The organism is Methylobacter tundripaludum, from assembly GCF_002934365.1.
Taxonomy (GTDB): Bacteria; Pseudomonadota; Gammaproteobacteria; order Methylococcales; family Methylomonadaceae; genus Methylobacter_A; species Methylobacter_A tundripaludum_A.
The window spans coordinates 1-14,464 of sequence record NZ_PTIY01000033.1; the positions used below are offsets into that span (position 1 = coordinate 1).

At 49.6% G+C, this 14,464-nt stretch carries 11 protein-coding genes; all 11 read left to right on the forward strand.

Features of this window, described 5'->3' with window-relative positions; all coding sequences use genetic code 11:
* The first annotated feature begins 167 nt into the window (after window positions 1-167).
* A complete protein-coding gene (locus B0F88_RS18920; RefSeq protein ID WP_104425501.1) occupies window positions 168-896 on the forward strand; it encodes a DUF1538 domain-containing protein in 729 nt (242 codons plus the stop codon).
* Window positions 893-1,672 (forward strand): DUF1538 domain-containing protein, encoded by a 780-nt coding sequence (locus B0F88_RS18925; RefSeq protein WP_104425502.1) that lies wholly within the window; start codon window positions 893-895, stop codon window positions 1,670-1,672. The genes B0F88_RS18920 and B0F88_RS18925 overlap by 4 nt, the downstream gene beginning before the upstream one ends.
* Window positions 1,673-1,680: 8 nt before the next feature.
* Window positions 1,681-2,031, forward strand: coding sequence for a P-II family nitrogen regulator (locus B0F88_RS18930; RefSeq protein ID WP_104425503.1), 351 nt, complete (start codon window positions 1,681-1,683; stop codon window positions 2,029-2,031).
* Window positions 2,028-2,438, forward strand: coding sequence for a CBS domain-containing protein (locus tag B0F88_RS18935; RefSeq protein ID WP_104425504.1), 411 nt, complete (start codon window positions 2,028-2,030; stop codon window positions 2,436-2,438). The genes B0F88_RS18930 and B0F88_RS18935 overlap by 4 nt, the downstream gene beginning before the upstream one ends.
* A 155-nt stretch (window positions 2,439-2,593) precedes the next feature.
* A complete protein-coding gene (locus B0F88_RS18940; protein ID WP_374953590.1) occupies window positions 2,594-3,106 on the forward strand; it encodes a disulfide bond formation protein B in 513 nt (170 codons plus the stop codon).
* An 84-nt stretch (window positions 3,107-3,190) separates the two neighbouring features.
* On the forward strand, window positions 3,191-6,652 hold the full coding sequence (locus tag B0F88_RS18945; RefSeq protein WP_104425505.1) for a PAS domain S-box protein: 3,462 nt from the start codon (window positions 3,191-3,193) through the stop codon (window positions 6,650-6,652).
* Between the two features lie 219 nt (window positions 6,653-6,871).
* On the forward strand, window positions 6,872-8,995 hold the full coding sequence (locus B0F88_RS18950; protein WP_181049963.1) for a CHASE domain-containing sensor histidine kinase: 2,124 nt from the start codon (window positions 6,872-6,874) through the stop codon (window positions 8,993-8,995).
* 145 nt (window positions 8,996-9,140) lie between these two features.
* On the forward strand, window positions 9,141-9,596 hold the full coding sequence (locus B0F88_RS18955) for a response regulator (protein WP_104425507.1): 456 nt from the start codon (window positions 9,141-9,143) through the stop codon (window positions 9,594-9,596).
* On the forward strand, window positions 9,593-10,873 hold the full coding sequence (locus tag B0F88_RS18960; protein WP_104425508.1) for a GGDEF domain-containing response regulator: 1,281 nt from the start codon (window positions 9,593-9,595) through the stop codon (window positions 10,871-10,873). Before B0F88_RS18955 ends, B0F88_RS18960 begins: the two co-directional genes overlap by 4 nt.
* A gap of 77 nt (window positions 10,874-10,950) precedes the next feature.
* The gene (locus tag B0F88_RS18965) at window positions 10,951-11,757 is read left to right on the forward strand and encodes a class I SAM-dependent methyltransferase (protein WP_104425511.1); all 807 of its coding nucleotides are present in this window, start codon (window positions 10,951-10,953) and stop codon (window positions 11,755-11,757) included.
* A 316-nt stretch (window positions 11,758-12,073) separates the two neighbouring features.
* The gene (locus B0F88_RS18970; protein WP_104425509.1) at window positions 12,074-14,305 is read left to right on the forward strand and encodes a primosomal protein N'; all 2,232 of its coding nucleotides are present in this window, start codon (window positions 12,074-12,076) and stop codon (window positions 14,303-14,305) included.
* Window positions 14,306-14,464: the final 159 nt, after the last annotated feature.

Sequence of the window (14,464 nt, forward strand, 5' to 3'; positions counted from 1 at the left end):
TCGTCTTTGGTCGGATTGAAAAAAGCGTGAAACTATATCAGCTAACCTTTTTCTTTTCCGATTAGTGCCGATTGCACTTATGAGTTGAATCTAAGTTTCTTATTAAATGTTTGTTGTGTAGCTTGATTTATAATGATGTGATTAATGAACTCAGATAAAGGACGTGAATGTTTAAAAACCCTTTTATTAAGCAGCTGTTCGGCAGTTTTTTGGACTTGGCGCCTATTCTTGCAGTTGTTTTGGTATTCCAGGTTTTTATTGTTCGGCAACCTATTCCCGATGTCGGTAATTTAATTGGCGGCACGCTGTTTGTTATTGTGGGGCTTACTCTGTTTGTTCAAGGGCTCGAACAAAGCTTGTTCCCAATTGGCGAAGCGATGGCTTATGCATTTGCCCGCAAAGGCAGCTTGTTCTGGCTGCTGACTTTCGCCTTCTGCTTGGGCTTCGGCACGACAGTGGCGGAACCTGCGCTGATCGCGATTGCTCAAGAAGCGGCGAGCATTGCGGCTAAGGCGGACATTATCGGACAGAACGATGATGCTAAGGACAGTTATGCGTTGGGCTTACGAATAACTGTCGCGTTGTCGGTAGGGTTTGCCATTTTGGTCGGTGTGTTGAGGATTATCCGGGGTTGGCCTCTGTATTACTTGATTATCGGTGGGTATTGCGGGGTGATCGCTATGACGCCGTTTGCGCCTCCCGAAATCATCGGTATCGCTTATGATTCCGGCGGCGTCACCACCTCGACCATTACCGTTCCATTGGTGACAGCCCTAGGTGTCGGTTTGGCTACCGCCATTAAAGGCCGCAACCCGATGACTGACGGATTCGGATTGATTGCCTTTGCGTCATTAACGCCAATCGTTTTTGTGATGGCTTACGGGGTACTGAGATGATGGACTGGATCAGTCAATTCGCGCTGGTTTTACTAGCAACCTGCCAGGATATTTTGCCTATTGCCGCTATTATCATCGGCTTTCAGTTGCTGGTTATCCGTAAACCGGTGGCGCACCCGAGGAAAATGCTGATCGGCTTTATCTATGTTTTGCTCGGCATTGCGTTTTTTCTGGAAGGTTTGGAAAGGGCACTGTTTCCGTTGGGAAAACTGATGGCAGCCCAGCTGACTACGCCGGCGTTTCTGGGCATAGCCCCCACTGAGCAGCATGTGGCCTGGCAAGCGTATTATTGGGTTTATATCTTTGCCGCCAGCATTGGTTTTGCGACCACGCTGGCCGAACCGTCCTTGCTGGCGGTGGCGATGAAAGCTGAGCAGATTTCCGGCGGCACTATCCGTGCTTGGGGGCTGCGCATAGCGGTTGCCATTGGCGTATCCTTTGGCCTAGCCTTGGGCACATATAGGATTATTATAGGTGCTGAGCTTTATTATTTTATTATCGCAGGCTATATCATTGTCATTATCCAAACCTTGTTTGCCCCCAAACAGATCATTGGCTTGGCTTATGACATTGGCGGAGTCACGACGTCAACGGTCACTGTGCCGCTGGTAACTGCATTGGGTTTAGGATTGGCCTCTACCGTTCCCGGTCGCAACCCGTTACTGGATGGCTTCGGCTTGATCGCCTTTGCCTGCTTACTTCCTATCATCGCTGTCTTGGGTTATGCGCAAATCGCGCAATGGCTCAGCAAAGGCAGTCTTTCATCTAAACCTTGAGGAACGCCATGCATTTCAAATTAATTATTGCATTTGTCGAAGACGACAAAACCGACCTAGTGCTTGATACCGCGCGCGAAAACGGCGCTAAAGGCGCAACCGTGGTCAGTAATGCGCGCGGCGAAGGCATGAAACAATCGAAAACTTTTTTCGGATTGACCCTGGAAACCCAGCGTGATGTGCTGATGATGCTGGTCGAAGAGCATCTCAGTCGACACATTTTGGAAGCCATCGCTAAGGTCGCGCAATTCGACAACAAACCCGGTACCGGTATCGCCATCCAGATTGACGTCGAAGACGCCGTTGGCGTCATGCACCAGGTTGAACAATTAACCCAAGAACTTGAGGACAAGATATGATTGCACCACGCATTGTAATCCGCGTCAGAGATGTGATGAAAACCGACTTCGGTACTATCGACGGCATTGCTACCGTAGAGGATGCTTTAAATAAGATGAAGTCGCTTAAAACATCGGTGCTTATCGTCAATAAACGTCATGACGATGACGAATACGGCATGATTAATTCCGGCGATATAGCACGTCATGTGCTTGCGAAAGATCGGGCGCCGGACCGGGTTAACGTCTATGAAATCATGAGCAAACCAGTGATTTCAGTGTCTCCTGATATGGACATCCGCTATTGTTCGCGCTTATTTGCCAAATATAATCTGGTTAGGGCGCCTGTTATTGAAAATAACAGGATTATTGGCATGGTTAGTCCGAATTCATTGGTGCTGGATGGGATGTACAAGGCGTGTAAATAGATTAAAGGCGAAAGACTAAGCACTGAAGATTCAGTCTGATGCGGTTTGACTCTGAAGAATACCCGGATAAACAGGCTTTCGTTTTTGTCACGCATTATCCGTGCCCTATCGTTAGCGTAATAGTTACAATAAAATTTTTTATAAAGGCGTTTTACATGTTGAAGTTGTTAAGATTTAACGCCAGAACCTGGTTTTTTCTGGGCTTCCTGGGGTGTGTTTTTTTGCTGGCTATGGGCGCATATTTCCAATTTATCGACGGACTGGATCCCTGTCCATTGTGTATTTCCCAGCGCATCGCTATTCTGTTGACTGGTTTGGTTTTTTTTAGCGCCGCCATTCATAATCCGGGGCAGGCCGGCGTGACGGCTTATGCTGTTTCAGGTGCTGTAACGGCTTTGTGCGGTGCGGCGATTTCAACGCGGCATGTCTGGATACAGCATTTGCCCGCTGACAAGGTACCCGAATGCGGCCCCGGCCTGGAGTATGTGCTGCAAAATTTCCCGCTGTTTGAAACGGTTAAATTAATGCTCAGCGGTACCGGCGATTGCGCCAAGGTGGATTGGACAATGCTGGGATTGAGCATGCCTGCATGGACAATGATTGCTTTTTTAATGCTGGCAATTTTAAGTTTGCTGCAAATCTGGAATTATAAAGAGACAGTTCGGTAAAGCTTGATTCTAAGAAGCATTACCTGGACAACTCATGGGATTTAAAACGTCCTGAATGCTCATAATTTATTTTATACTGGATAAATGCACGTACTGATTGATTTTTTGGGTAAGGACTTGATTCCACATAATCATGGCCCGCTGTGGAGTATCGCATTGCTTTGGGCTCATGTCATTTCAGATCTACTGGCCGCTCTCTTTTTTTATTTCATCCCCCCGATTCTGTTTTATTTTATCCGGCAGCATAAGGAGGTGTCTTATTCATGGCCGTTTGCGATGCTTTCCGGTTTTTTTATCGCTTCCGGCACCACGCATTTGCTATCCGTTATTACGCTATGGATACCGCTATATTGGTTGAGTGGACAGTTTAAAATTTTGACAGCAATTTTTTCGGTTGCTGCCGCCTTGTCATTACTATGGCTGGTTCCTCGATTTTTGTCTGCGCCCGGTATGGCGCAACTGCTGGAAGAAACACAACAGAAAAAAGCGGCAGAGGAAGCGCTACAGGCTGCGAATGCCGCCTTACAGAAAAATATTGCGCGCACACAGCGGCTGCTGGATTTATCTTTAGGCGGCATCATCAGTATCGACCATAACGGTATAGTCATAGACTGGAATGTTCAGGCGGAACATATTTTTGGCTATTCCCGCGAGCAAGCGTTAGGACAAGAATTGGCGGAGCTAATCGTTCCCCCGGCCTATCGGGAACCGCATCGTCAGGGCTTATCACGATTTATGGCTACGGGCTCATCAAACATTATCGGCATACGTTTTGAGATTACCGGTTTACGTGCCGATGCTTCGGAGTTCCCCATAGAGCTGACTGTCGATGTGCTGGGGCAAAAGGACGGCTATTTTTATACCGCTTATGTGCGCGACATTACTGAACGCAAAATGATCGAAGAGGCATTGCGCGAAAGCGAAAATAAGCTCACCGCTATTCTCGATAATGTTGACGCCTTTATTTATATCAAGGACTGCAACTACCGATACCAGTATGCCAACCAGTCAGTGCGGCAACTGTTTGGCAAAGCTCAGGAAGACATTGTCGGTAAACTGGATGAGGCTTTTTTTGATCAGGCTACGGCGGAAAAATTGCGTGAAAATGATCGCCGCGTTATTGAGTTGGGCGAATGCGTAGCGACCGAGGAAATTAATAGCGACAGGGAGAATGCGAGCACTCGCGTCTATTTTTCCTCCAAGCAACCACTACGCCGGGAAGACGGCGGTATTTATGGTTTGTGTGGTGTTTCTACCGACATCACCGAGCGCAAGCAGATGGAGAATGCGTTAATTGAAAGCGAATATCGCTGGAAGTTCGCCATTGAGGGTTCGGGCGACGGTCTTTGGGATTGGAGCGTGGAGAATGGTACGGTGTTTTTCTCCAAACACTGGAAGGAAATGCTTGGGTTTGCCGAAGACGAGATTGGGACCGGCCTGGATGAATGGGAGAAACGCATTCATCCTGACGACAAGACGGAAACTATCGCACTGGTGCAGGCGTGTCTTGAGGGGCGAGCTCCAATTTACACCAGTGAGCATCGGATTCGCTGTAAGGATGGCTATTGGAAATGGATACTGGATCGCGGCATGGTGGTCAGCCGTAACGAAGATGGCAAACCCTTGCGCATGATCGGCACGCATACTGACATCAGCGAACGCAAGCAGATGGAAGAGGCTAGGAAAGAAGCGTTGGATCGCCTACAGAAAATCGCCAGTCGGCTGCCGGGGGTTATTTACCAATATCGTTTGCGCCCGGATGGCAGTTCCTGTTTTCCTTTTGCCAGTGAAGCCATTAGGGAAATATACCGGATCAGTCCTGATGAAGTCAGCGAGGATGCGTCGAAAGTATTTGCCGTTCTTCATCCTGACGACTACGATGGCATTGCATCCGCAATTCAGAAATCGGCGCGGAATTTGACCCCGTGGCGCCATGAATATCGGGTAAAGTTTGACGATGGTACGGTGCGTTGGTTACTCGGCAATGCGCTGCCACAGCGGGAAGAGGACGGCTCTACGCTCTGGTACGGCTTCATTACCGACATCACCGGGCATAAGCAGATGGAGGAAAAACTGCGCGACAGCGACGCTATTAATACCAGCATACTTAACTCGCTCACCTCAAGCATTGTCGTGCTGGATACGCAGGGTGTCATTATTGCCGTCAACAACGCATGGCGGCAATTTGCCGACGAAAACGGCGGTCAGAATATGCTGGGGCTTAATTATCTTGATGCCTGTAAAAACACCGTTAATCAACCCGATGGCGATTTGGCAATCGATGCTCAACGCGGCATTGCGGCGGTATTGGCCGGGGAGCTGGAAACATTTCATTTGGAATATCCGTGTCATTCGCCCGATCAGCAGCGCTGGTTTTACATGAATGTAGCGCCATTGCAAGGTTCGCGTCGAGGAGCGGTCGTCAGTCATGAAAACATCACCGAGCGCAAAAAGGCGGAAGACGCGATTCAAGCCGCCGCTCAATATGCCCGCAGCCTGATTGAGGCGAGTTTGGACCCTTTGGTGACGATCAGCACCGAGGGGAAAATTACCGATGTCAACACCGCCACGGAGCAAGTAACCGGCGTGGAGAGAGACCAGTTGATCGGCAGCGACTTTGCGGATTATTTCACCGACCCAAAGAAAGCTCGCGAGGGCTATCAACGGGTATTTTCCGAGGATTTTGTGTTTGATTATCCGCTGGCTATCCGCCATGTGTCCGGTCAAATTACCGACGTGCTTTATAATGCCAGCGTGTATCACGACGGCAAGGGCAAGGTGCTTGGCGTGTTTGCGGCAGCACGCGACATTACTGAGTTTAAGCAAATCGAAGCCGAATTGACCCGGTCCAATGCCGAATTGGAACAGTTCGCCTATGCGGTATCCCACGATATGCGCCAGCCGTTACGGATGGTCACCAGCTATTTATCCTTGATTGAAAATGCACTGTCGGGACAGCTGAATGAAGAAACGCAACAGTTTCTTGATTTTGCGGTAAACGGTGCCAAACGTATGGATGCAATGATTTTATCGCTGCTCGATTATTCCAGGGTAGGCCGTGTTTTTAAAGCCAAAATCAAGCTTAGCAGTAAGGCCTCTTTGGATGAGGCGCTGGCTTTTCTTAATCCCGAGCTCAGCGCTTGCGGCGGCGAAATCAAGGTGACCGGCGACTGGCCCGAATTGGTTGCCAGCCGCGATGAATTAACGCGTCTTTTACAGAACTTGATTGCCAATGCGCTAAAGTATCACGAAGAAAATCAACCGCCGAAAGTTCATATTCATGGAGAGAGCCGCGCCGGATCACTGCGGGTCGAAGTGCGCGATCAGGGTATCGGCATCGAGCCGGGGCAAATGAACCGGCTATTTAAAGTGTTTTCGCGGTTGCAGGCGCGCAGCCGCTTTGAAGGTACCGGCGTCGGTTTGGCGTTGTGCCGTAAAATTGTTGAGCATCACGGCGGCGCCATTGGCGTAGAATCGGCGGGGGACGGTCAAGGCGCTGTATTCTGGTTTGAATTGCCTCTTGTCAGTAGCGTAAATCCAGCATAGAAGCACAGTTCAACCGTGTCCCTATACTGCTTTCTATCATGCGAATCCTGGAGCTTGGAAACAAGCTTAGGAACGTGCATGAAATAACTTGAGCAAGTTTTATTTTTCATTTTTTAACCATGAAGGACATGAAGCGGCATGAAAGGTTTAAGTCTTCATGTCCTTCATGCTCTTCATGGTAATTGCCTAAATTAATTTATGCACGATCCTAAAACAACAATGAAACTATTTGCCAAGCGTTATCTGCGATTCACGCTACCCTGGCTAGCGTTACTGATGGGGCTGCTCGGTACAGGCTTGGCCGGATATTGGGTAAAGCTTGACATAGAGCGGGACGAATACCGCCAGTTTGCTTTTTTTTGCGACGAAGTCCGGTTAAAAATAGCGGGACGGCTGGATGCGCATAAGCAGACATTGTTGAGTGGGGCGGCGATGTTTGATGCATCGCAGACCGTGACGCGCAGGGAATGGCGCGACTATGTCCGGCGTCTGCGCAGTGACGAACATTTTGACGGCATTCAAGGTTTGGGCTTTTCATTATGGATACCGGCCGGGCAATTGATCGCGCACCAGGCGCAACTGCGTGCTGAAGGTTTTTCCGATTACACGGTAAGCCCTGAAGGTAAACGAGACGCCTATACTTCAATCATTTTTCTGGAACCGTTTAGCGGACGGAATTTAAGCGCTTTCGGTTATGACATGTATTCCGAACCGGTGCGCCGTGCCGCCATGGAACTGGCGCGTGACGAAAATAAGCCCAGCTTGTCGGGCAAGGTTACTTTGGTACAGGAAACGGCCGAGGAACAACAGGCCGGTACTTTGATGTATGTACCCGTTTATCAAAAAAACCGGCCTATCGATACGGTTGAACAGCGGCGCGCCGCGTTATTGGGTTGGGTTTACAGCCCTTTCCGCATGGGCGATTTGCTTGATAAGCTGGTGCCTAAATTTCAAGACAAAACACTGACTCATGTACATTTTCGCGTTTATGACGGGCGCACTGCGCAAGCGGAAAAGTTGCTGTATAACAACTCGGACCCGTCTTATGAGGGGCATAGTCACTTTTTGCCGGCCATAGAAATGACGACCGATTTTAACGGCACAGCGTGGACATTGCAGTTCGAGAAGATTGAGGGCGCGCAGGACGGGATTGATTACAGCAAACTATGGGTCATCGGCGGAGCTGGCGTCGTCAGCAGCTTCCTGCTGTTTTTGCTGTTGCGTTCCTACCTTAATATGCACGCCAATGCCGCTAAGATAGCCTACGGGCTGACTTCTCAGCTGCGTGAGAGCGAGCAGCGCTTCCGGCTGTTGGCGGATTCGGCGCCGGTGCTGATCTGGATGGCGGGTACGGATAAACTGTGTTTCTACTTCAATAAGGTTTGGCTGGAATTTACCGGGCGTGCTCTGGATCAAGAGCAGGGCAACGGTTGGGCGGACTGCATTCATCCTGATGATTATCAACACTGTCTTAATACTTATATAAGCGCATTTGATCGGCGGGAAAGCTTTTCGATGGAATACCGTCTGCGCCGTCATGACGGTGAATACCGTTGGCTGATCGATACCGGCGTTCCCCGTTTTGACTATGATCGAAGCTTTTTGGGTTATATCGGTTCATGCGTGGACATCACCGAGCGTAAGCAAGTTGAAGACAAGCTGGCATGCGCGCATGCTGAATTGCAACAGTTTACGAACATTGCCGCACACCATTTGCAAGAGCCGGCAAGACGGCTGGTGAGTTTTGCGCAACGCTTGAGAGCAGACTTGGAAAAAGAACGGTTAAGCGAAGACGCTACGGCGTCTCTGCATTTTATTGAGCAAAGCGCGGCGCGGCAAAGCGCTCTGGTACGTGATATTCAACTGTATCTGGCCGCTGACCAGCCGCGCGGTGCGATGGCGACAGTTGCCGTTGCGGAAGTTGTCGCCGGCGTGCTGGAGCGGAAGGCGTCGCTAATACGTGAAGCGGGTGCCGAGGTAGATTATAATAATAGCTGTCATGTCTATATAGACCGCCCCCGCCTGAAAGATATTTTCGATATTTTGTTGGGCAATGCCTTGCACTACCGCCGTCCTGATCGCACGCCGCATGTCAGGATTTATAACGAAGTGAGGGCGGGACGGGTGATTTTTCGCGTCGAGGATAATGGCATTGGCATCCCGGTAGAATATCGGGGGCGCGTTTTTGGCGTATTTGAACGTTTGCAGGTGCATGACAACCAAAATTCCACCGGTATCGGTTTGGCGATTGTCCGGCGCATTGTTGAAAGTTGCGGCGGTTCTATTGCATTGGAGGAAACGCCGGGCGGTGGGTGTACCGCTTTATTTGATTTACCTGAATAAAAAAATCAGGCTGTTAACAGCAAACCTAATTCCTGATAGTCGGGCGCAGCCAGCGAGGATTCAACCGGTAAACAGGATGAAAAGTTTAGTTGCCCATTATAAATCAGCATCTGCTGAATAAGCACTACGGAATAGAGATGAAACGATGAGAGAGTCCCGTAATCCTCACTTTGTTGAAATTTTACTGCTGGAGGATGAACCCTCGGATGCGTATCTGGTAAAAATGGCGTTAAAAGAAGGCAAGATACTGGCTCACCTGCATCATGTCGAGGATGGGCGCGAAGGCCTGGATTTTTTAAACAAGACGGAAAAATATGCCGATGTACCGCGCCCGGATTTGATTTTGCTCGACCTTAACATGCCGCGCATGAACGGCTGCGAATTCTTAGCCGCGATCAAGGCCGATGAGCGTTTTAAGGGGATTCCTGTCGTGGTGTTGACCACTTCCGATGTCGAGAAAGACGTCATCTATTCATATCAGCTCGGCGCAACCAGTTATATCACTAAGCCGGTCGATATGCCGCAATTCATCAAGGCCATTCAGCTGATTGGCGATTATTGGTTCAGCCTTGTACGTTTGCCGCAAGATTGCAAGCCATGACGTGTAACGAAGCGATTCGCGTGCTGCTGGTCGAAGACGAAGCCGGCGACGCGAATTTGGTAAAAATAAAGTTGAGGCAAACTCAGAGTGGATATTTTGAGCTGGCTTGGGCTCAATCGCTCAATGAAGCGCAAAAATATCTGACGGCCTCATCTTTTGATGTCATGCTGCTGGATTTGTCGTTACCCGATTCGGAAGGCCTGGCAACCGTTCACAAGGCGCGAACCATGGCGGTGGACATTCCGATAGTGGTGCTCAGCGGACGCGGCGATACCGATTTTGCGCTGACTGCGCTGGAGGCCGGGGCTGTGGATTATATGGTCAAGGGGGATTTTGGTTATGACGGCTTGGCGCGGACGATACGTTACGCATTGTTGCGCACCGAGATGGAAGCGCGTAACAATTTACTGATAGCCGCATTGGAGGCGGCGGCAAATGGCATTGTTATTACCGATAAAGATGCGACTATTATCTGGGCTAATCCCGCTTTTGGCCGCTTAACCGGCTACAGCCCGGAAGAAGCGCTTGGAAATAAGCCGAATCAATTGACCAAATCCGGGTTACAGAATGAAATATTTTACCGGGACATGTGGGCGGATCTTCTGGATGGGAAACATTGGCGTGGGGAATTGATCAACAAGCGCAAAAATGGGAACTTGTATCACGAGGAACTTAGCATTGCGCCGGTAAAAAACGGCGCCGGCGAAATTACCCACTTTATCGGTATTAAGGAAGATATTACCGAACGTAAGGCAATGGAAGCCCAATTGCAAAAACTTGCCAGTACCGATTCCTTGACCGGATTATTTAATCGCCGCGTATTTTTGGAACAACTCGAGCAAGAACGGGCGAAAGTGGCGCGTTTATCCCATTATTCAGCAGTGTTGTTAATGTTGGACTTGGATTTTTTTAAACGGGTCAATGATGATTTTGGCCACGCTACCGGTGACGCGGTGTTGAAGGCTTTTGCCGAAATTGCCCGTAATGCCTCGCGTGCGATTGATATACCGGCTCGGCTGGGCGGTGAGGAGTTTGCAATTTTGTTGTCCGGGGCTGACAAAAACGACGCCTTGTCAATGGCGGAACGTTTGCGTGAACAGGTTGCCGCGACCATTATTGATCATCGGGTAGGCCCGGTACAGATTACCGTCAGCATCGGCGCCGCCTCCGTTTTGGCTGATGACATTAGCGGTGAAGCGGTGCTGCATCGTGCCGATGCAGCTTTGTATGAGGCTAAAGACAGAGGACGCAATCAAATCTGCTGGTTTGATCCTTAAGCTCGCGCAATCTCGCTCGTCCCGCTACCTGGCGGGGCGAATTGTCCCCACAAAAAATGACTCATTGGATTAACAGCATGAAAAAATTTTTATTAGCGCTTTTGCTGGCAGTCAGTTTCGCATCTGCGCAAGCCGCCGAAAAATCAACTTCCTTGCATCAGGCAATCGCCGGGAAGCAGCGTTCTGCAGAGCATAAGAGCCGGGATAAATACCGGCATCCACAGCAAACATTGGAATTTTTTGACGTTAAGGACAATATGACGGTCGTCGAAATCTGGCCCGGCGAAGGCTGGTATACGGAAATTATCGCCCCTTACCTGAAAGATCACGGCAAACTGTATGCGGCGCATTTTTCAGACGACGCCGACCAAGCTTATTTTAAAAAAAACCTGCATGACTTTGTTAACAAGCTAAAAAGCCAGTCGAAAGTGTACGGAAAAGTCGAGTTAACCGTATTACAGCCGCCAAAATTCTTACAAATAGCGCCGGACGGTTCAGCGGACCGGGTTTTAACATTCCGCAACGTGCATAATTGGATGAAAAACGATCAGGCCGCCGCAGTATTTAATGCGATGTACAAGGCATTAAAGCCCGGCGGGATTTTAGGCGTTGTCGAGCATAGAAATTCAACCTTAAAGCAGCAGGATCCCAAAGCCGAATCCGGCTATGTCAGCGAGGATTATGTGATTGTGTTGGCAAGAAACGCCGGTTTTGAGTTTTTGGATAAATCCGAAATCAATGCCAACAGCAAAGATACCAAGGATTATCCCGAAGGCGTCTGGACTTTACCGCCCGCTTTAAAGCTTAAGGATAAAGACAGAAAGAAATATTTGGCTATCGGCGAAAGCGACCGGATGACGATTAAATTTATCAAGCCCCGGTAATCGGCAAGGTAGTTTTACGCGTTGCATATCTAATTTGTGAAGTAATCCACAAATTAGATTAGCGTTAAGATAAATTAAAATGTAACTGGAAAAAATACCTTGTTTCTGTTGAGTCTCTGCAATAAGTATTTGAAATAAAAGTAGAATGTTTGATGGATAAAAAGTGTGCAGATTAACAAAACTGTAATAAAAACCGCTAGTAAGCGCTGTTAAAAACTGTTTTTCCACAGAGTTATCCACAGATTCTGTGGGTAACTCAAATAGTCTAAACCGTATAGTGACTTAGCCTTGGAATATCAAAAATACCTCAAACACTATGGCTAAGTCGCAAAACAGAAATGAACCGATTTTCAGAGTTGCCATTGCGCTGCCTGTTTATCGATTATTCGATTATCTCGCCCCGGAACGCGTTGAGTTAATTAAAGTCAAGCCGGGTATTCGTCTGGAAGTACCTTTCGGCAAAGCTAAAAAAATCGCCTTTCTGGTCGAGTGCGTTCAGCATAGCGATATAGACATCGGTAAATTAAAACGCGTCGAACGGATACTGGACGAGAAGCCCTTATTGTCGGCAAAGGACTTGGCGCTGCTGCATTGGGCCGGCCGTTATTACCATCACCCGCTGGGCGAGGTTTTTAGCGCGGCGTTTCCTGTGGCGTTGCGTCAGGGCAAGCCGTCCGTTATTCAGGCAGAAAAACGCTATGCGTTGACAGAACTGGGTAAGGCTACAGATAGCGGACAGCTCAAGCGCTCACCGAAGCAAAAAAGCGTACTGGAAAAATTTCAGACGCATCAAAACAGCTTATCCGAAGCGGAGTTGTCGGCATGGAATGAAAACTGGCGTTCTTCGGTAAAGCTGTTAATAGATCGACAATTACTACAACTTTCTGTATCGGAGTCCGGGACACATGCAGCCGAACAACCGGTCGTCAGGAACGACGCCCTGCATTGCAATCCACAGCAGCAGGCGGCGATAGATACGGTATGCGAGGGTTTGGGGCAGTTCGGCGTTTTTCTACTGGAGGGCGTGACCGGCAGCGGCAAAACCGAAGTGTATATGCAGATTATCCGCACCGTACTGGAACGCGGGCAGCAGGTGTTGGTGCTGTTGCCGGAAATCACCCTGACGCCCCAGCTTGAAGACCGGTTCAGGCAACGGTTTACGGTACGCATGGCCATTTCTCATTCCAAGTTGACCGACCGGCAGCGGGCCAGTGCGTGGCTTACCATGCAGCGGGGAGAATGTTCGATTTTATTGGGCACCCGGTCCACGCTGTTTACGCCGTTAAAAAATCCCGGTCTGATCATTCTCGATGAAGAGCATGACGCCTCGTTCAAGCAGCAGGAAGGTTTTCGTTTTTCCGCCCGCGATGTCGCCGTGGTGCGCGGCAAGCTGCTAAATATTCCGGTATTGCTGGGTTCCGCGACGCCTGCGTTGGAAAGTCTGCATAACGTCGATAATAAACGTTACCACTTGCTGCATCTGCCGGAAAGGGCCGGAATTGCAACGGCGCCGGTGTTGCAGTTGCTGGACATCAGGAACAAGAGGATGCAGGAGGGGCTGTCCGAAGCGCTGGTTGCACAGATGCGCCTTACCCTGGCGAAAAACGAGCAGGTGCTATTGTTCCTGAACCGGCGCGGCTTTGCGCCGACTCTGATCTGTCATGGCTGCGGCTGGGTCGCGCGTTGCCGGCGTTGCGACGCCAATCTGGTCATCCATTACGATGAGGGGATATTGCGCTGCCATCATTGCGGACAGGAACAGCGCCTGATCAGGCAATGTCCGGCCTGTAAAACCGGGGAATTGACGCCACTGGGGTTGGGTACGGAACGCGTGGAAAAAGTGCTGGCGGAATTATTCCCCGACAAATCGATTGTGCGTCTGGATCGGGATTCCACCCAGCGCAAAGGCTCCTTGGAAAATTATTTGCAGCAAATCAATCGGGGCGAGGTGGATATTATTCTGGGCACGCAAATGCTGGCGAAAGGCCATCACTTTCCCAATGTGACGCTGGTGGCGATATTGGATGTGGATAGCGGCTTGTTCAGCATTGATTTTCATGCTCCCGAAAAACTGGCGCAAATGATCGTACAGGTTTCAGGCCGCGCCGGGCGGGCGGAAAAGCCCGGCAGGGTCATCATGCAAACCCGGCAGCCGGAGCATCCTTTATTAACAACGCTGATTCATCAGGGTTACAACAGTTTTGCCAGAACCGCGTTGGCGGAGCGTAAAGAGGCGTCATTGCCGCCGTTCAGTTATCAGGCCTTATTGAGAGTGCAAGCTCAAGATGCCGAGATGCCGAAGTTGTTTCTGCAGGCGGTTGTTGAATTGGCGCAAGAGTACAGCAAAGGCCGCACCCAGCTTTTGGGGCCGGTTGCCGCGCCGATGGCCCGGCGCGCGGGACTGTACCGTTACCAATTGTTGTTTCAGAGCGGCAGACGGCCTGAGCTGCATGCGTTGCTGGATGTGTTGATGCCGAAAATTGAAAAACTCAAGCAGGCGAAAAAGGTACGCTGGTCGCTGGATGTCGACCCGGTGGATTTGTATTGAAATTTAAGGCGAAAGGCGAAGGGCAAAAAAACTTGCATTGAGGTTTAAGAAGTTTTCCAATTTTTAGCCTTTAGCCTTTAGCCTTTAGCCTTTAGCCTTTAGCCTTTAGCCTTTAGCCTTTAGCCTTTAGCCTTTAGCCTTTAGCCTTTAGCCTTTAGC